Source organism: Polaromonas eurypsychrophila, assembly GCF_014641715.1.
Lineage (GTDB): Bacteria > Pseudomonadota > Gammaproteobacteria > Burkholderiales > Burkholderiaceae_C > Polaromonas > Polaromonas eurypsychrophila.
This window is the reverse complement of record NZ_BMIG01000002.1, coordinates 402,343-420,084: the sequence shown is the minus strand read 5'-3', so window position 1 is coordinate 420,084 and position 17,742 is coordinate 402,343. Positions and strand designations below refer to the sequence as shown.

The following is a 17,742-nucleotide window of genomic DNA, read 5'->3' as shown; positions in this document are numbered from 1 at the left end:
CCGCCCCAGAACGTGCAGCCGACCCCGGCAATCGTCCCGCCCGGCAACGCCGCAAGAAACGTGATAGATGCTGCCTGACGGTGCCACGCCATGCCCAGCGCCTGCACGCTGGAGCCGGCGATCAGGCAAGGTCGCCGAAACTTGAGCTGGCGGAGGGCGTCAGCCCCGGCAAGGTGAAGAAGAAGGTGGCGCCCTCACCGGGGTAGGAGTCAGCCCAGATACGCCCGCCATGACGCATGATGATGCGGCTGACAGTCGCCAGCCCGACGCCCGTGCCGGGGAATTCGGACGCAGCATGCAGCCGCTGGAAGGTGCCAAACAGCTTGTCGGCATAAGCCATGTCAAAGCCGGCGCCGTTGTCCTTGACATAAAACGCTCCTGCGTTCTCGCTGAATCCCACCGAAATGTGGGTCTGCGGCTGCCTTGATGAAAACTTCCAGGCGTTGCCCAGCAGGTTATCCATCGCCGCGTGCAACAGACGACCGTCACCACGGGAGGACAAGCCTTTGTCAATGTGGATGGTCACCGCGCGTCCCGGCTCACGGGACTGGAACCGGTCCAGGATATTCTGGGCGATCTCGCTCAGATCCACCTCATCGCGCCGCAGCGCCACGCGTGAAACCTGAGCAAGGGCCAGCAGGCCCTCAATCAGTTGGCCCATCTGCTCGACCCCCGTCTGGATGCGCGAAATGTAGTGCTTGACCTTCGGATCCACCGTGCTGTCAAGCTGGCGCGCCAGCAGGTTGCTGAAGCCATTGACCGTATTCAGGGGTGAGCGCAGGTCATGAGAGACCGAGTAGGAGAAAGTTTCAAGCTCCTGGTTGGACACGCGCAAGGCGGTTTCGATCGCCTTGAGTTCGGTGATGTCCGCATCAATTCCGACCCAGAACAAGATCTCGCCCGCGTCGCCCCGGACCGGTGAGGCGCGGTAAGACATCGTATGGTAAGTGCCGTCCTGCGCCAGCAGCCGCCGAATGCCCGTGTAGAGATCTCCACTTTTGGCACAACGTATCCAGTTGGCCGTGACTTCGGCCTGGTCATCGGGGTGCACCACTTTGAACCAGTGCGTACCGAGCCAATTCTCTGCGGTGCCCCCCATGAGCTCGTACCACCGGCGATTGATGTAAGTCAGAGCGCCACGAACGTCAGTGTTCCACACCACCTCCGGCGCCTGCTCGGCGAGCGCACGGAAAAGCGCTTCCTGCCGTGACAGCGCGGCGGTACGCTCGGTCACCTTGCGCTCAAGGCTGTCATTGAGCAGTCTGACCTGCTCAAACAGCCGGGCATTTTCCAGGGCAATCGAAGCCAGCTGGGCCAGCTCGACAGCCACATATTCGTCCAGCACGCTGAATTCGCCCTCGTGTTTGTCGGAAAGCTGCAAGAGGCCGATGTTCTGCCCATCGCGGCCGGTCAGCGGCACAGCCAGCCAGCCGCGCATTACCGGATGATCGTGACCATGTGCGCCGAAACCGCGCCAGCGCGGATGCGCCTCCAGTTCGTCTTGCGTCAACCGTATCGGCCGGTTGGTCTCGCAAACCAGCGCATAAATTCCAGAGCCATCTGACGGCTGCATGTAGTCACGGTAAGCCGCGTACTTGTCAGACCGCGAGATCGAAGAGATCACCTGACTCCAATCCTGGCCATTGGTCAGACTGACCACGGCCTGATGGGTCCCGATCACGCCACGCGCCTGGTCCGCCACTTCCTGCATGGTCGCCTCCAGCGTCAGGTGCGCGGTGATTGCCTGAACCGCATCAGCAGAGCGCTGCAAGGCAAAAAGATGGCCTTGCAGGCTCTCTTCTGCCTTGACCTGATTCGAAACATCGTAGGCAACGACAAAGCGTGCCTGCTGACCGGCATAAACGATGTGGCGCGAAATCGGTCGGGCCCAGAAAACACTGCCATCCTTGCGCTGGTGTCGCACAGACAGACGAGGATCTTCCTTGCGATTGGCCGAGGCTGCAGCGAGCCATTTGTCCAGCAGTTTGTGGTCTTCCGCCGGCCGCAGATCGTACAGGGTCATGGCCAGAAACTCGGATTCACTGTAGCCATATTCGTCAATGGCAGCACGATTGACTGCCAGGAATCGACGTGTTTCTTCGGCAAACACCCACATCGGCGAAGGGCTCGATTCAAACAGGATGGCGTACCGTTTTTCAATTTCGTCCAGGGCTTGCTCTGCGATCTTGCGCGCTGTGATGTCCTGACCCACGCCAACCACCCGCATGACGGACCCATCGCCATCGAGCACCGGGTAGGCCCGGTCGGAGATCCACCGCTGCTCGCCGTCGGGCCGGAGGATGCGAAACTCGACCTGCGTCGGGCGTCCTGCCCGTTGCAAGTGAAAAGCGTCTCTGGTTTTTTGCTGGTCGTCGGGATGAACTGACTCGCGGATGGTCTGCGTGTCGTCATAAAGGCTTTGGCAGGAGCGTCCCCACACGGTTTCGTACGCCGGGCTGATGTAATGAACGCGAGTGGTTTTGGCATCAAAACTGTAAAACACTTCGTCGATGTTGCGAACAAGCTCCTGAAAACGGGCATCACTGGCCTGAAGGGCCTGATGGGTCTTCTCCCGCTCGATCGCCAAGGCCTGGGTCCGCTCGCCCTGCAGATAAGTGACACAGATGCCGCCAGCGTATTTCACCAGCGCTTCGATACACCGCTGCTCTTCGTCGGTATACCCACCCTTCCGGTTGGCCAGAGCAACCACGCCACAAACTTCATGGCCGGCACGAATAGGCACACCGAGAAAATTGTGCATCGGGGGATGCCCATGAGGCCGCCCTGCAGCCTGTGGATGACCATCGGGCTGGTTGGTGATCACCACCTGCCCGGTGGTAATGGCCTTGCCAAACAGGTTGTCGAAACTCTCAAATACGAGGTAGCCGTCGTGCTCATAGTTGGCCATGGCGCGCTCGTAGAACGCCCGGTTGACCACCTGGTCCCAGACAATGCCCTCCAGCGCCAGCACGCGCAGCTTATGCCCCTCGACCACCACACCAATAAATCCATATTCGCTTTGGGTTTGGGTCAGGGCACCTCGCAGCAAACGGCTGAAAGCGCCTTTCCAGTCGGCATTGTCAACGTAGGCAGCCAGCGATTCCGTGATGGTCGTGAGGGTTTCGGTTTGGCTTGCAAGTTGCGCTGCACTGCCGCGCAAGCGTTGTTCACTCTCTCTCAACGCCTGCTCAGCGCTTCTGCGTTCTGTGATGTCGGTGACAAACCCTTCCAGCCAAAGCAGTTCGCCGTTAGCCGAGCAAACTGGAATGCCTTGCTCCCACACCCATTTGATGCCCCCATCAGCTGTCACGATGCGATATGTCAGGCGAAAGGCGTCGCCCTGGCGAACAGCATCCTGTACATCGGTCTGCACGGCCTGCCGGTCTTCGGGATGAATAAGGTCTCCGAAGCGCACACCGTGCACACCGGTCAACATTTCCGGCGAATAACCGGTCAATGCCAGGGCGCCCGAACTGACAAAGTTCATGGTCCAATCCGCGTCATTGAGACAGCGGTAGACCATGCCCGGCAGGTTATCGAGCAAGCGGTTCAGCGATAGCGCGTTCTCACCATGAAGTCCAGGCGACGGGGCGGCCACTGGAGAACTGGACGAGGCCTCATGCCGTCCGGGAGGCTGCGGTCGGTCGGAGTGCGAGATGGTCATCGTTGCTCAGGAATATGAGTCAAATGGTAGTCGGAAATCTGCCGGCGTACCAGAGCCGGTTTTGACTCATCGTTGAACCGGACACCCCGTGCAAGCTCGCGCAACGATAGCAAATTCTTTGACCTCGCCGGCAGGTTTTAAACAAAGCAGGTCAACGCCTTCTGATCAAGAGTCATGACTGCGAATAGGTGCCGTAAGCCGGGCATCCCCCCTTTAACTCAGATGCTTGCCCACAATTCCTGCCAATTCAAACATCGTCACCTGCGGCTTGCCGAACACCGCCAGCAGCTTGGCATCGGCATTGATGGCACGCTTGTTGGCCGCGTCCTGCAGGCCCTCAGCCTTGATGTAGTCCCAAAGTTTCTTGATGACCTGGGTGCGCACCACCGGTTCGGCACCGATCACCGCGGCCAGCGCCTCGCTGGGTTTCAAGCCGCTGCCCGGCTTGGCAACACGTGGCGCTTTCGGTTTGGCAGTTTTCGCAGCGGGCGTCTTTTTGGCGGCGACTTTTTTCGCTGCCACTTTTTTGGCTGCCGGGCCTGCCGTCTTCGCCGCCACGGTTTTACCGAACGGGGTTTTCACCGTGCCAGTGCGGGGCGGGCCGGCGGTCTTGCGCGGCGGGAATTTCGACGGCGCGAATTCGAAATTGACCTTGCCGGCCTCGGCGTCCCAGGCAAGCATGGCTTTGAACGGGCGGCGCGTGCGCATGGAAACAAACTTGTCGAGCAGATCGGTCTTGCCGCTGGTGAGCAGCTTGACCATCTGTTCGCGCTCCACCGGCTGCTGCAATATCACCTGACCGGTCTTGAAGTCGCAGCTCGGCGTCGGCTGGCCATGGGTCGGCACGGATTTTTCACACACGTAGTTCTTGCCGTGCTCGAAGACGCCGCCCGCACACTTGGGGCAGGCGCCCAGCGACTGCTGGCCGCTGAAATCCACGATCTCGCCGGTTTCGCCGTTCTTGTCATCGCCGAAGTCGAACTCGAGCTTGTAGTTCTTGGTCTCGTCGTCGAACTTGATAACCATTTCGGCGGTAAAGGGCCAGCCGGCCTTGGAGCGGAAACCGTCGAGCGGCCCGATCTTCTTGTCGCGCAGGAACTGCTCAACCTCAGCCACTTCGAAAGTGCGACCGGCCGGCGTTTTGCCGAAGGAAAAACCGCAGCCCTCGCCGTTTTTGCCGGTGCAGGTGTAGCGCCGGTAGTTTTCCTTGATCACGCCGCCGCAGTTGGGGCAGGGCGCGGTGAGCGTTGCGTAGTCGCCGGGAATCGTGTCCTTGTCGTAACCCTTGGCCTTGTTGACCAGGTTTTTCGTCATGTCGGCAATTTCGGCCATGAAGGTTTCGCGACTCAGGTTGCCTTTCTCCATTTGCGCAAGTTTGTACTCCCAGTCGCCAGTCAGGTCGGCGCGCGAGAGTTCTTCCACGCCCAGGCCGCGCAGCAGGGTCATGAGCTGGAATGCCTTGGCGGTCGGGATCAGTTCGCGGCCTTCGCGCAGCATGTACTTCTCGTTGATCAGGCCCTCGATGGTGGCGGCGCGCGTGGCGGGCGTGCCCAGACCTTTCTCCTGCATGGCTTCACGCAGTTCGTCGTCGTCGATGGTTTTGCCCGCGCCTTCCATGGCGCCCAGCAAAGTCGCTTCCGAATAACGCGCTGGCGGGCGTGTCTTCAGGCCTCTGGCCTCACACACCTCGGCGCGCACCATCTCACCCGGCTTCACCGCCACCAGGGTCTTGCTGTCTTTCTCGTCGGTGTTTTCGTCTTCGGCTTCCTTGCCGTAAATAGCCAGCCAGCCCGGCTTGACCAGCACCTTGCCCTCGGTCTTGAAGCTGTGGCCCACGGCCTGTGAAATTCGCGTAGTCACCAGGTATTCGGCGCTCGGAAAAAATACCGCCATGAAGCGGCGCACCACCAGGTCGTAGAGTTTTTGTTCGGCGTCGCTCAGGCCGCTCGGCGCCTGCAGGGTCGGGATGATCGCAAAGTGATCGCTGACCTTGGTGTTATCGAAGATGCGCTTGCTGGGCTTGATGTAGTTGCCCTTGAGCGCCGCCTGCGCATGCGGCGCCAGGTGGTTCATGGGGCTGCCCGCCAGCATCTCAAAGGTCTGCTTGACCACCGGCAAATAGTCTTCGGGCAACGCGCGCGAATCGGTACGCGGATAGGTCAGCGCCTTGTGCCGCTCGTACAGGCTTTGCGCAATTGACAGTGTGGTCTTGGCCGAGAAGCCAAACTTGCCGTTGGCCTCGCGCTGCAAGGACGTCAAATCAAACAGCAGTCCCGATGCCTGGGTGGTGGGCTTGCTTTCTTCGGTGACGGTGGCGGCCTTGCCGCGCACGGCCTCGGCAATCGCCAGCGCCTCGCGTTCGGACCAGACGCGGTCGGCCCGGAGCTCGGCATCCGGCTCTGCGTTGTCGGCATTGGCCGCAGCCTTCTTCCACTTCGGGTCGAAAGACTTGGCCGGGTACTCGCCGGCCTCAGCCAGAAAACTCGCATGGATCTCCCAATAGTCCCTGGAGACGAACTTGCGGATCTTTTCCTCGCGCTCGACCACCACCGACAGCGTCGGTGTCTGCACCCGCCCGACGGTGGTCAGGAAGAAGCCGCCGTCGCGGGAGTTGAAAGCCGTCATGGCCCGGGTGCCGTTGATGCCAACCATCCAGTCGGCTTCCGAGCGCGAACGTGCCGCGTCGGCCAGGCCCTGCATCTGCTTTTCGGTGCGCAGGCTGTTGAAGCCGTCGCGAATCGCCGCTGGTGTCATCGACTGCAGCCAGAGCCGCTTGACCGGGTGTTTGCTCTTGGCGTACTGCTGGATCAGCCGGAAAATCAGCTCGCCTTCGCGGCCCGCGTCACAGGCGTTGACGAGCGCGTCCACGTCCTTGCGTTTGGTCAGCTTGACGATGGCGTTGAGCCGCGTCTTGGTCTTGTCCATCGGCTTCAAGTCGAAGTAGGGCGGGATCACCGGCAGGTTGGCAAAACTCCACTTGCCGCGCTTAACGTCGAATTCTTCCGGCGCCTGGATCTCGACCAGGTGGCCGACGGCCGAGGTGATCAGCCACTCGTCGCTCTCGAAATATTCGTCGTGCTTTTCAAACTTGCCCGCCGTCGGCGTGATGGCGCGGACGATGTCCTGCGCCACCGAGGGCTTTTCTGCAATCACAAGGGTTTTCATATGTACTTCTTCAAACCTTCAACATCTTCGGGGAACATTTCCCCGGCTTCTGCAAATACGACTTTCCCGCTGCGCCCATTGCGCGCCAGCTTGAGCACCACCACCACCGGCAGGCCGGCCGGTTTGGGCAGTATTTTGGCCACCGCAGGCGTCAGCATTCCCGCAGGAAAGCTGTAGCCCTTGTTCTTCATATAGGCAACAGCCGACTCGGGCTTGCTGTCAATCGACAGGGCCAGCACTTCCAGCCCCTTGGCCTGATGGGCCCGCCACAAGGCCTCGATATGGGGCGACTGCACCGCACAAAAAGGGCACCAGCTCGCCCACCAGTACACCACAAGCGTCTTGCCGCCTGCCGCAGCGGGGGGCCATGCACGCCCGTCCAGCAGGCTCAAGGCAGGCATCGCCAGACTGCTGCCGACCTTGGGCAGGGGGCTGCTTGACGCCCGCGCCCAGGCCCGCGCAGCCACGCCGGGGGCGGCCAGCGCGGCCAGGGACTGAATCAGGTTTCTGCGGTTGAACATCATCGGGCGATCATGGGTAACAGGTACGCATCACTACAATAGCGGCTTCGCGCGTACGCACGCGCGCACCCGCACAGGCGCGCACATGCATGAATTAACCATACCAAAAAAACCCGTCGTGTCAAAAACTCAGGTCTTGTCCCCTTCTTCCAGCCGTCCCTCCAGCCCTTCTGCCCGCCCCGCTTCCGCCCCAGGCCGCCGCATCCAGACCCGAACTTCGGACGTGCACGGCAAGGGAGTTTTTGCGGTGCAGGACCTTACCGAGGGCGAGACCCTGATCGAGTACATCGGCGAGATCATCAACTGGAAAGAAGCGCTGCGCCGGCACCCGCACGACCCGAAGGACGCCAACCACACCTTCTACTTCCACATCGACAAAGACCATGTGATTGATGCCAAGTACGGCGGCAACTCCTCGCGCTGGATCAACCACAGCTGCAAGCCCAACTGCGAAGCCGACGAGCAGGACGGCCGCGTTTTCATCAAGGCGCTGCGCAACATCGCCGCCGGCCAGGAACTGTTTTACGACTACGGCCTGATCATCGACGCGCCCTATACCAGGAAGCTGCTGGCCGAGTACCCGTGCTGGTGCGGTGCCAAGCAATGCCGCGGCACCCTGCTGGCGCCCAAGGACGACAAGCCTGGAAAAAAAGTCAGGAAATCCAAAAAGTCCAAAGCGGCGAACAAGCCCGTCAAGGACAAAAAGAAGGCAGACAAAGCCGTGAAGCCGAAGAAAGAGTTCAAGGAAGAACTCAAAAAGGTCCTCAAAAAGTCCGACAAAACCGGCAAACCGGTCAAGCCAGCAAAAAGCAAAAAGGCCTGAGCCCGCTGCCGTTGTGAGCTTTGTCCCCCTCACCCCGATTCGCTGGCCTGCCGAGGCCATCTGGGAAGCCGTGGCGCCGGTGCTGCCCGGCTTCACGGTCGAGGTGTTGCCAACCATTGACTCCAGCAACACCGAGCTGATGCGGCGCTTCCGTGCGGCCGGCCCGACTGCCACCGAAGCGGTGCTGCTGGTGGCCGAGCAACAGACCGCCGGCCGTGGCCGCATGGGCCGCGCCTGGCAAAGCCGGGCCGGCGACAGCCTGACCTTTTCGCTGGGCATGGCACTGCAACCGGCCGACTGGTCGGGCCTGTCGCTGGCCGTTGGCATCAGCATTGCCGAAAGCCTGCAAGCGGTCGTGCCACCGGACGGCCAGCCCCGCATCCGCCTGAAATGGCCAAACGACCTGTGGCTCATCGATGCCAAGAGCGAGCGAAAACTGGCCGGCATCCTGGTCGAGACCGCGAGCTGGGGCGAGCTGCGTTACGTGGTGATCGGCGTCGGTATCAATGTGCGCGCACTGGCGCTCGATGGCGCAGCAAGCGCCGCCGACCAGCCCGCAGCACTTCCGCCTGCGGCACTGGAGGACATCTTGCCAGGCGTGGACGTGGCACTGGCGCTGCAGCTTGTCGCGAAGCCGCTGGTGCAGGCTGTGCAGGCCTTCGGGCTGTTCGGCTTTGCGCCTTTTCAGGCGCGTTTTGCGGTGCGCGACGCGCTGGCCGGACGCGCCGTTCAGCTCTCCGACGGGACTGAAGGCGTGGCCCACGGCGTCGGCGAAAACGGCGCGCTGCTGGTGCATACTGCGGCTGGCATGCAAGAAATCACCAGCTCCGAAGTCAGTGTCCGGCCAGTTTCTCCTGGAAGCGCCCGCCCATGCTGAGGCTGCTGGTGCTGCTGCTGGTGCTGGCCAACGCCGGCTACTGGGCCTGGTCGCAAGGCCTGCTGGCCGCCTACGGGCTGGCGCCTGGCGTGCAAGCCGAGCCGCAGCGCCTGACCACACAAATCCAGCCCGAGGCGATTCGCCTGCTGACAGCCGAAGACGCAAAAAAACTGGAAAGCGCGCCCTTCGCCAGCGCGTCCTCTGCTGCATCGGCCCCCGAGTGCCTGCAGGCCGGCCTCTTCAACGAGCAACAGACCGCCATCCTGCGCAGCAGCCTGGAGGCGACACTGCCGCCGGGTAGCTGGCAGCTGGAGAGCAGCGTCGAGCCGGCGCGCTGGATTGTCTATATGGGCAAATACAACAACCCAGAGAACCTGGCTAAAAAACGCAGCGAGTTGCGCCAGCTCGGCGTGCCTTTTCGGGCGGTGAACAACGAGACCCTGGCGCCCGGCCTGGCATTGGCCAGCTTCCCGCTGGAGGCCGATGCCGAGAACGAGCTGGCGCGCATTGCCACCAGGGGCGTGCGCACCGCCCGCGTGGCGCAAGAACGCGCCGAAGCGCGCGGCCAGATACTCAAGTTCGCGACCGTGAACGCCGCGCTGCGCGCCCGGCTTGAGGCGATCAAGCCGCAGCTTGAAGGCAAGGCACTGCTGTCTTGCCCATGAGGCGCTGACAGCCATGGGCAGCCCGTTCACTCCTTTTTTGATAGCTGTGTGCCCATGCCCGGATTGGGCTGCCGGTACTTTTTATTCACATTGTAGGATGCGGCCTACAAGCCCACAGGAACATCGATGGCCTGCACAGGGGTGTGGCATGGTTAGCGTCAGGCAATCGTTTCGAGGGGCAATCAAGGGGCCGTATGCTGATCAACACATTTTTGGTGGAAGACCGCGCCGACATACGCGACACCCTGATCCAGTCCATGGAAGAAATTGCGCCCTGTCGCTTTGTCGGGCACGCCGACAGCGAGAGCACCGCGCGGCAATGGCTGCACACCTACTCTGATGACTGGCAACTGGCCATTGTTGACCTGTTTCTTGCCGACGGTTCGGGCTTTGGCGTGCTCAGGGACTTGCAGCAGCGCCGACGGGGGCAAAAAGTCGTGGTACTCACCAGCTACAGCCACGGGAACATCGTCAGCAAATGCCTGGACCTGGGCGCCGACCAGGTCTTCGACAAAACCGGCGACCTGGAAAAATTGGTGACATATTGCCGGGCCCATGCAGCGCTTCTGGGCGGGGAGCCCGTGCCGGCGCCTCCGGCCGCCTGGATGGTTCAGAGTTTCCCCCGGCCCGCTGAAGTACCCCGTCGTCCTGCGTCTTGCGGAAGCGCTGAATAAGTCCCTGCGCTGTCCGGCAACCGGATCGGGATGAGATTGCCAATGCGGATGTCGCAGGCAATCGTTGACGATTGGCAAGAAATCAAACGCTGCGCACCGCCCCCGTCCGGATGATCGCGCAGCAGGAGATGTGTTCAGCACTTCCCTCACCCGGCGGCGCCACGCCGGTCGCAAGCCATCGTGTACGCTTGCCGCCATGACCGCCGCCCCCGCGCAAGCAACCCGCCTGCCGCCTGCCCCCGCTTCCAGCCGCTCTGTCTGGATCATGCTGCTTGCACTGACCACAGCCTTTGCGCTGAGTCAGTCCTACCGCAGCGTGGCCGCGCTGATGGCCTCGCCGCTGCAGGGCGACTTCGGCCTGGGCGCGCAGGCCCTCGGCCTGTTTGCCGGTGCCTTCCACTTTGCCTTCGGCGCCATGCAGCTCTTCATGGGCATAGGCATTGACCTGCACGGCGTGCGGCGCACCGTGCTCACTGCCTTCCCGATCGCGATTGCCGGTTCGGCAGTGTCGGCCCTGGCCGGCAGCTACGGCATGCTGGTGGCGGGACAGGTGCTGATCGGTATCGGCTGCGCGCCGGCTTTTCTGGTCTGCACTGTCTTCATCGCGCGCAACATGCCGGCCGACCGCTTCGCTGCGATCTCGGGCATCACGCTGGGCCTGGGCGGCATCGGCATGCTGCTGACCGGTACACCGCTGGCCTGGCTGATCGAGGCCTCGTCCTGGCGCATGGGCTTCTGGGTGCTGGGGGGACTAGCGGGCCTGGCCTGGCTGCTGATTTGGGCGCTGGTGCATGAGCCGGTGCAACCCGCGCACAACACGCACCCGAAAGAGTCGGTAAGCCAGGCGCTTGCCGGTTTTGCCGCGCTGTTCACCTTGCCACACACGCTGGGCATCATGCTGCTGGCCTGCGTCGGTTATGCCTCTTTCATCGCGCTGCGCGGCCTGTGGCTGGGGCCGCTGCTGATGGAGCGGCACGGCTTTTCGCTGGTACAAAGCGGAAACGTCGCGCTGGTGATGTCGCTGGCCTCGCTGTTCGGACCGCCGCTGTTCGGGCGGTTTGATCCCGGCCCGAAACACCGCCGCCGCTGGATCACCGGCTTCACACTGTTGCTGGCCGCGCTGTTTGCGGCGTTTGCCATGACGCACAACACCGTCATCGACGTGGTCGGCCCGGTCGTGATTGGCGTGCTCTCGGGCTTCATGGTGTTGCAGTACGCCGACGTACGCTCGGCTTACCCGGCGGCCATGACCGGCCGCGCCATGGCCGTCTTCACCATGGCGATTTTCCTCGGTGTGGCGGCCATGCAGTGGTTCACTGGCCTGGTGGCATCGCTGGCTTCAAGCTACGGCGTCGAGCCCTACACCGCCGTGCTGGCCGCGATTGCGCTGCTGCTGGCCCTTGGTGCGTTGGCCTTCACGGCGCTGCCCGGGCCGCCCAAAGCTCAAGCCTGAGCGGCCGTGAACAGCGCCTGTACCATGCCGCGCAGCCAGAGGCTGGCTGGGTCCTTGTGCACACGCCGGTGCCAGAACTGGTGCACGGCGATGACCGGTGACTTGATCGGCGTATCCACGATACGTATGGTGCCGTAGCGGCGGCAGACATCAGCCAGGTCGCGCGGCACGGTGGCAATCAGGTCCGAGCTTTCGATGACCGGCAGCAGGCTCATGAAATGCGACAGTTCCAGCAGCACGCGTCGTTTGAGCCCGCGCTGCTCGAAGAACTGCTCGAACACATGCTCGCGCCCCTCGGGCCGCACCACCGCATGCGACAGCGCCATGTACTCCCTGAGCGTCAGCCGCTCGCCGACTGTGGGATGGTCAGTGCGGACGATACAGACGTGCGCGCTGTCAAACAGCTTTTGCTGGAAGAAGCCAGCCTTTTGCAGGTCCGGGAAATAACCGATGGCCAGTTCGGCCACGCCCGATTCGAGCGCCTCTGCGGCAGCCGGGCGTGATTTCGCGATGGTGCGCAACTGTGCGCCTGGCGCCAGCTGTGACATGCGCGCCAGCAGCCTCGGCACAAAGTTCACCTCGCCGATGTCGGGCGTGATGAGGGTGAAAGTCCGCTCGGTACGGGCCGGATCAAAACCCGAGCGCTGGAGAATTTCGCCCCTGACGGTCTCGATGACCCGGCGCACAGGAATCGCCAGTTCTTCGGCGCGTGGTGTGGGCTTCATCTCCATGCCGGTCTTGACAAACAGCGGGTCGTCAAACCAGCCACGCAGCCGGGAGACCGCCGCGCTCATGGCCGGCTGGCTCAGGCCAATGGCTTCGCCGGCGCGTGTCACGCTGCGGTGTTCGACCATGGCGTCGAACACCAGCAGCAGGTTCAGGTCGATGGCCCTTATATCCATGTCATATCCATGGCGTGGATTGTACGTATTCACAACATTGACTAGCTGGATGCATCGGCCGTCCCTACACTGGCCGTCGCGCCACTCGTTGCGCAGCGGATTCGACAGGAGACAAGCATGACGGCACTGACCTTGGCACAAGCCAACACCATCGCGGGCGCGGCGCTAGAAGCGTCACAAAAGGCCGGCTACAAGCCCATGGCTGTCGTTGTGCTTGATGCATCGGGGCATCTCAAGTCCGCCCAGCGCGAAGACGAGGCCAGCATGTTTCGCGTGGACATCGCCACCGGCAAGGCCTGGGCTGCCATCGGCATGGGCGCCGCCAGCCGTGTGCTGGGCCAACGCGCCAAGGACAACCCCAACTTTTTCGTCAGCCTGGCCGCCACTGCGCAGGGGCGCTTTTTGCCGCAAACTGGTGCGGTCCTGATCAAGGACAGCCAGGGCAAGGTGCTGGGCGCGGTCGGCGCGTCCGGCGGCACCGGTGATGAAGACGAGGCCATCTGCATCGCGGGTGTGGTGGCCGCTGGCCTTCAGCACGGGTAAAGCCATCCATGCATCCCACCTGCAGTTGCGGCATCGACGTGCATGCCCACGTTGTGCCTGAAAACTTTCCGGCCTATCTGGGCAGTGCCCAGCCGGCGCTGTGGCCTTCCGCTGCTGACGCCCCCGAGGCCGGCGGCCTGTGCCACCGCCACATCATGATCGCCGGCAAGAACTACCGCACGGTCTCCGAGAAATGCTGGAGTCCGTCGCGGCGCCTGGCCGACCTGCCGGCCATGGGCCTGGCGCACCAGGTGATTTCGCCGATGCCGGAGCTGCTGTCCTACTGGTTAGCGGCGGCCGATGCGCAACAGCTGTTGCGCTACCTCAACGAGCAAATCGCCGCCATGGTGGCCGAGTCGGACGGCGCGTTGATCGGGCTGGGCGCCGTGCCGCTGCAGGACATGGACATGGCGATTGCCGAGCTGCGCTATGTGGTTGAAACCCTGGGTTTTGCCGGCATCGAGATCGGCAGCAACATCAACGGCGTGGCCATAGGTGATGCGCGCTTTGACCCGTTTTTTGCTGCCTGTGAAGCACTGGGCGCCGCGGTGTTTGTACATGCACTCAAGCCCACCGGCATGGACCGTCTGGTCGGTCCGCCGCCGCTGCAGCAGGTGCTGGCCTACCCGACCGATGTGGGCCTGGCCGCCGCCTCGGTGATCACCGGCAACCTGATGCTGCGCCACCCCCAACTGCGCATCGCCTTCAGCCACGGCGGAGGAACGCTGGCCAGCCTGTTGCCGCGCCTGCAGCAGGGCTGGTCGGTGTTTCCTGCGCTCAAGGAACAGGTGCAGTCCTCGCCCACGGCGCAGGCACGCAAGCTGTATTTCGACACGCTGGTGTTTGACACCCCCACGCTGCAACACCTGACGGCGATGTTCGGCGACACGCAACTGATGCTGGGCACCGACTACCCCTTCAACTTTCATGACCGCACGCCGGTGGCGCGTGTCGAAGCCGCCGGCTTCGACAGTGCCAGCGCCGAGCGCCTGATTTACCGCAATGCCGAGGTCTTTCTCGGCCGGCCCACAAGGACACCCGCATGAGTTCTCCCTGGATACAGGCGCTGCGCAGCGTCGCCCTTGACCTGCCTGACCTGGATAAGGCCGAGGCTTTTTACACCGAGGTGTGGAAGCTCCGCGTCGTGGCGCGGGAGCGCGATACGATTTACCTGCGCGGCACCGGTGCCGACCATCACCTGCTGTCCATCCACGCCGGCGGCGAGCTGCCGCAGATTCGCCACGTCACACTGCGCGCGCGCTCGGAAGCGGCGCTGGCAGAGATAGCCACAGCCACGGTGCAAGCCGGCGGCAGCATCATGGTGCCGCTCGCAGCGCTTAACGACCGCGCGGGTGGCATCGGCCTGACCCTGCGCGATCCAGACGGCCGGCTGGTACAGGTGGTGCATGGCGATACGCGGCACAGCGATGTGGGCGAAGCGCAAGACCAGCCGATCCGGCTGGCGCACGCGGTGCTCAATGCGCATGACATCCCCAAAGCCCAGGCTTTTTTCGAGCAGGCGCTGGGCTTTCGCCTGGTGGACCGCACGCGCATCATGGCTTTCCTCAACTGCGATGCCGATCACCACAGCATTGCGCTGGGCGACACCGACAACGACGCGCTCAATCACATCGCGTTTTTGATGCCCGAGGTCGAGTCCGTGATGCGCGGCGGCGGCCGCATGAAGGATGCCGGTCATGCCATTGAATGGGGCCCCGGCCGCCACGGGCCCGGCAACAACAGCTTCAACTATTTCATTGATCCGTTTGGCGTGGTCATCGAGTACACCGCCGACGTGCAGCAGATCGACGACAACTACCGCGTAGGCGCGCCTGATGACTGGAAGTGGCCCCCCGGCCGCGTGGACCAGTGGGGCATTTCGGCGCCGCCCAGCGCCAGATTGAAAGAAGCCCAGCGCGCCGTTTTTTTTGTTCCCTCCGCAGCCTGAGCTGCCTACCTTTCTCCGGAAAACACAGCCCCATGAAATTCACCACCTTTTTGAGCAAGGGCCAAGCCCGCCTCGGCGTCGTCGACGGCGCGGATGTGATTGACCTCAACGCGGCCCAGCCACAGGTACCTGCCGACCTGCGCGCGGCACTGGCCGCAGGCATCGACCTCGCCGCTGCGGGTCAGGCCGCCATTGCAGGCAGCGCACCACGCCTGAAGCTGGCTGACCTGAGCCTCGCGCCGCTGGTGCCCGAACCCGGCAAGATCATCTGCCTGGGCCTGAACTACTTTGACCACGCCAAGGAAGGCGGCCGCGAGAAGCCCGAGTACCCCTGGTTCTTTTTGCGTTCCGCCTCCTCGCTGCTCGCGGCCGGCGGCAAGGCCCTGCGCCCGCGTGTGTCAGTACGCTTCGACTATGAGGCCGAGGTTGCGGTGGTCATCGGCAAAACCGTCAAACACGCGACCCTGGACAACGCGCTCGACGCCGTCTTTGGCTACACCTGCTTCAACGACATGTCGGTGCGCGACTACCAGAAGAAAACGCCGCAGTGGAGCATCGGCAAAAACTTTGATCGCACCGGCGGCTTCGGCCCGGTGCTGGTGACGGCCGACGAACTGCCACCCGGTGCGAGCGAGCTGCGCATCCAGACCCGGCTGAACGGCCAGGTCATGCAGGACGCCAACACGCGCGACATGATCTGGGGTGTTGCTGAGACCATCAAGCTCATCACCGAATGCATGACGCTGGAGCCCGGCGACGTGATTGTCATGGGCACACCCGCCGGCGTGGGCCAGGCGCGCACGCCGCAGGTCTGGATGAAACACGGCGACACCGTTGAAATCGAGATCGAGCGTATCGGTGTGTTGTCCAACCTTGTCGAGGACGAGGCCGCCTGATGACGCAACCGGTGTACGACGTGGCGATTGTGGGCTTTGGCCCCACGGGCGCGGTGGCCGCTGCCCTGCTGGGCCGACGCGGCATCCGGACCTTTATCTGCGACCGCCAGCGCGAGGTTTACGACAAGCCCCGCGCCATCGCACTCGACCATGAAATCATGCGCGTTTTCCAGGCGCTGAGATTGGCCGACGAGCTCACCGCCTTCATGGAGCCCTTCACCGACTCGCTGTTTTACGGCGTGGACGGCACGCTGATCAAACGCATGTCCACCGTCGCACCGCCCTACCCGATGGCTTACCCCCCCTCGCTGGTGTTCACGCAGCCGCTTGTCGAGGAAGTGCTGCGCCGACATGTGGGCGGTTTGGCGGGCGTGACAGTGGCACTGGGCCAGAGCGTGACCGGCTTGCAGCAGGCGGACGACCACGCCACCCTGAGCCTGTGCCACGAAACCGGAGCAACATCCACGGTGCAGGCCCGCTACGTGATCGCCTGCGATGGCGCGTCCAGCACCGTGCGCGGCCTGGCCGGGCTGGAACTGCAGGACCTGGGCTTCGACGAGCCCTGGCTGGTGGTCGATGTGCTGGTCAACGAGCGCGGTCTGGCCAAGCTGCCCGCGCTCAGCGCCCAGTACTGCGAGCCGCAACGACCCTGCTCCTACATCATCGGACCCGGCAATCACCGGCGCTGGGAAATCTCGATCAACGAAGGCGAAGACCCGCAGCACCTCGCCACGCCCGAGGGCACCTGGCCGCTGCTGGCGCGCTGGATCACGCCGGACGATGCCACTCTGTGGCGCCAGGCCAGCTACCGCTTTCATGCGCTGGTGGCAAAAGAGTGGCGGGCCGGCCGCGTCTTCCTCGCCGGCGATGCCGCGCATCAGCAGCCTCCGTTTCTGGGTCAGGGCATGTGCCAGGGCATGCGCGACGTGGCCAATCTGTGCTGGAAGCTGGACGCCGTGCTCACCGGCAAATCGCCAGAGTCGCTGCTGGACAGCTACGGGCCCGAACGCAAGACCCATGTCACCGAACTGACCAGCCGCATCAAACACATCGGCCAGCTGATCGGTGAACGCGACCCGGCTGCGGCGCGCGCGCGCGACCAGAACCTGCTGGCGCAGGCCGGCGGTGTGGTCAACCCCACACCGCGGCAGGACGTGCAGCCGTCGATCGCCGGCACGCAAACCGCGGCAAGTTGCCTGGCCGCGCAAAAGCACGGCGCGAACGGCACCCTGTTTCCCCAACCCTGGATACTGCGGCCTGCGGGCCGGGTGCGGCTGGACCATCTGGCGGGCAGCGACTGGCGTCTGGTGCTGGCGGCCGACGCCGGCGATGCCGTCAGGACCAGCGCCCAGGGCCTGGCCGACGACAAGCCACTGACGCTGGTGGACATGGCCGACCCAGCCTGGCCGGAAGCCGATCAGGTGGTGGCCGTCTGGATGGCGCGTCATCAGTGCCACGCGGCGCTGGTGCGACCTGACCACTATGTGTTTGGCGTCGCATCCAGTGCGACCGACCTCGATGCGCTGGCAGCTGAATGGGCCAGGCACCTGTTACCAGCTCGCACGCTGCAGGCCGCGTGAACCTGCTGGAAATAACGATTGAACCACAACC

At 63.3% G+C, this 17,742-nt stretch carries 14 protein-coding genes; 10 read left to right on the top strand and 4 right to left on the bottom strand.

Annotation, left to right across the window (positions count from 1 at the left end):
- Nucleotides 1-121: 121 nt before the first annotated feature.
- The 3 genes from IEX16_RS04425 to IEX16_RS04415 form a co-directional block, all read right to left on the bottom strand.
- Entirely contained in the window at nucleotides 122-3,664 is a 3,543-nt protein-coding gene (locus tag IEX16_RS04425) for a PAS domain S-box protein (RefSeq protein WP_188706983.1), read from the bottom strand.
- Nucleotides 3,665-3,877: 213 nt separating this feature from the next.
- Nucleotides 3,878-6,829 carry a DNA topoisomerase III gene (locus IEX16_RS04420; RefSeq protein ID WP_188706981.1) on the bottom strand — a complete coding sequence of 984 codons (2,952 nt, stop codon included), beginning with the start codon at nucleotides 6,827-6,829 and terminating at the stop codon, nucleotides 3,878-3,880.
- Nucleotides 6,826-7,350 (bottom strand): TlpA family protein disulfide reductase, encoded by a 525-nt coding sequence (locus IEX16_RS04415; protein WP_188706979.1) that lies wholly within the window; start codon nucleotides 7,348-7,350, stop codon nucleotides 6,826-6,828. The genes IEX16_RS04420 and IEX16_RS04415 overlap by 4 nt, the downstream gene beginning before the upstream one ends.
- A gap of 85 nt (nucleotides 7,351-7,435) precedes the next feature.
- Between IEX16_RS04415 and IEX16_RS04410 the strand changes: the two genes are divergently transcribed.
- From IEX16_RS04410 to IEX16_RS04390, 5 genes are all read left to right on the top strand, one after another.
- A complete protein-coding gene (locus tag IEX16_RS04410) occupies nucleotides 7,436-8,173 on the top strand; it encodes an SET domain-containing protein (RefSeq protein ID WP_188706977.1) in 738 nt (245 codons plus the stop codon).
- Nucleotides 8,174-8,186: 13 nt separating this feature from the next.
- Nucleotides 8,187-9,050: a biotin--[acetyl-CoA-carboxylase] ligase gene (locus IEX16_RS04405; RefSeq protein ID WP_188706975.1), complete on the top strand. Its 864-nt coding sequence runs from the start codon at nucleotides 8,187-8,189 to the stop codon at nucleotides 9,048-9,050.
- Nucleotides 9,044-9,715 carry an SPOR domain-containing protein gene (locus IEX16_RS04400; protein ID WP_188706973.1) on the top strand — a complete coding sequence of 224 codons (672 nt, stop codon included), beginning with the start codon at nucleotides 9,044-9,046 and terminating at the stop codon, nucleotides 9,713-9,715. Before IEX16_RS04405 ends, IEX16_RS04400 begins: the two co-directional genes overlap by 7 nt.
- 194 nt (nucleotides 9,716-9,909) lie before the next feature.
- Complete coding sequence (locus IEX16_RS04395) at nucleotides 9,910-10,389, top strand: response regulator (protein WP_188706971.1); 480 nt, start codon at nucleotides 9,910-9,912, stop codon at nucleotides 10,387-10,389.
- 196 nt (nucleotides 10,390-10,585) lie between these two features.
- Nucleotides 10,586-11,842 carry an MFS transporter gene (locus tag IEX16_RS04390; RefSeq protein WP_188706969.1) on the top strand — a complete coding sequence of 419 codons (1,257 nt, stop codon included), beginning with the start codon at nucleotides 10,586-10,588 and terminating at the stop codon, nucleotides 11,840-11,842.
- Here the strand turns inward: IEX16_RS04390 and IEX16_RS04385 are convergent.
- Nucleotides 11,833-12,744, bottom strand: coding sequence for a LysR family transcriptional regulator (locus tag IEX16_RS04385; protein ID WP_188706967.1), 912 nt, complete (start codon nucleotides 12,742-12,744; stop codon nucleotides 11,833-11,835). The two genes, IEX16_RS04390 and IEX16_RS04385, sit on opposite strands and share 10 nt — an antisense overlap.
- Before the next feature lie 117 nt (nucleotides 12,745-12,861).
- Here IEX16_RS04385 and IEX16_RS04380 point away from each other — a divergent pair, with 117 nt between their 5' ends.
- The 5 genes from IEX16_RS04380 to IEX16_RS04360 are packed head-to-tail and all read left to right on the top strand — an operon-like array spanning nucleotide 12,862 to nucleotide 17,711.
- Nucleotides 12,862-13,287, top strand: a complete 426-nt coding sequence (locus tag IEX16_RS04380; protein ID WP_188706965.1) for a GlcG/HbpS family heme-binding protein — start codon at nucleotides 12,862-12,864, stop codon at nucleotides 13,285-13,287.
- Nucleotides 13,288-13,295: 8 nt separating this feature from the next.
- Entirely contained in the window at nucleotides 13,296-14,333 is a 1,038-nt protein-coding gene (locus IEX16_RS04375) for an amidohydrolase family protein (RefSeq protein ID WP_188706963.1), read from the top strand.
- Nucleotides 14,330-15,235, top strand: a complete 906-nt coding sequence (locus IEX16_RS04370; RefSeq protein ID WP_188706961.1) for a VOC family protein — start codon at nucleotides 14,330-14,332, stop codon at nucleotides 15,233-15,235. The genes IEX16_RS04375 and IEX16_RS04370 overlap by 4 nt, the downstream gene beginning before the upstream one ends.
- Nucleotides 15,236-15,267: 32 nt before the next feature.
- Nucleotides 15,268-16,131, top strand: a complete 864-nt coding sequence (locus IEX16_RS04365; RefSeq protein ID WP_188706960.1) for a fumarylacetoacetate hydrolase family protein — start codon at nucleotides 15,268-15,270, stop codon at nucleotides 16,129-16,131.
- Nucleotides 16,131-17,711, top strand: a complete 1,581-nt coding sequence (locus IEX16_RS04360; protein ID WP_188706958.1) for a bifunctional 3-(3-hydroxy-phenyl)propionate/3-hydroxycinnamic acid hydroxylase — start codon at nucleotides 16,131-16,133, stop codon at nucleotides 17,709-17,711. The genes IEX16_RS04365 and IEX16_RS04360 overlap by 1 nt, the downstream gene beginning before the upstream one ends.
- Nucleotides 17,712-17,742 lie beyond the last annotated feature (31 nt).

Excerpts from the sequence above, each read along its gene's own strand:
- IEX16_RS04420 (WP_188706981.1), bottom strand. The coding sequence starts at position 6,829 with ATGAAAACCCTTGTGATTGCAGAAAAGCCCTCGGTGGCGCAGGACATC.
- IEX16_RS04385 (WP_188706967.1), bottom strand. The coding sequence starts at position 12,744 with ATGGATATAAGGGCCATCGACCTGAACCTGCTGCTGGTGTTCGACGCC.
- IEX16_RS04415 (WP_188706979.1), bottom strand. The coding sequence starts at position 7,350 with ATGTTCAACCGCAGAAACCTGATTCAGTCCCTGGCCGCGCTGGCCGCC.
- IEX16_RS04410 (WP_188706977.1), top strand. The coding sequence starts at position 7,436 with ATGCATGAATTAACCATACCAAAAAAACCCGTCGTGTCAAAAACTCAG.
- IEX16_RS04365 (WP_188706960.1), top strand. The coding sequence starts at position 15,268 with ATGAAATTCACCACCTTTTTGAGCAAGGGCCAAGCCCGCCTCGGCGTC.
- IEX16_RS04395 (WP_188706971.1), top strand. The coding sequence starts at position 9,910 with ATGCTGATCAACACATTTTTGGTGGAAGACCGCGCCGACATACGCGAC.
- IEX16_RS04400 (WP_188706973.1), top strand. The coding sequence starts at position 9,044 with ATGCTGAGGCTGCTGGTGCTGCTGCTGGTGCTGGCCAACGCCGGCTAC.
- IEX16_RS04375 (WP_188706963.1), top strand. The coding sequence starts at position 13,296 with ATGCATCCCACCTGCAGTTGCGGCATCGACGTGCATGCCCACGTTGTG.
- IEX16_RS04370 (WP_188706961.1), top strand. The coding sequence starts at position 14,330 with ATGAGTTCTCCCTGGATACAGGCGCTGCGCAGCGTCGCCCTTGACCTG.
- IEX16_RS04380 (WP_188706965.1), top strand. The coding sequence starts at position 12,862 with ATGACGGCACTGACCTTGGCACAAGCCAACACCATCGCGGGCGCGGCG.
- IEX16_RS04390 (WP_188706969.1), top strand. The coding sequence starts at position 10,586 with ATGACCGCCGCCCCCGCGCAAGCAACCCGCCTGCCGCCTGCCCCCGCT.
- IEX16_RS04425 (WP_188706983.1), bottom strand. The coding sequence starts at position 3,664 with ATGACCATCTCGCACTCCGACCGACCGCAGCCTCCCGGACGGCATGAG.
- IEX16_RS04360 (WP_188706958.1), top strand. The coding sequence starts at position 16,131 with ATGACGCAACCGGTGTACGACGTGGCGATTGTGGGCTTTGGCCCCACG.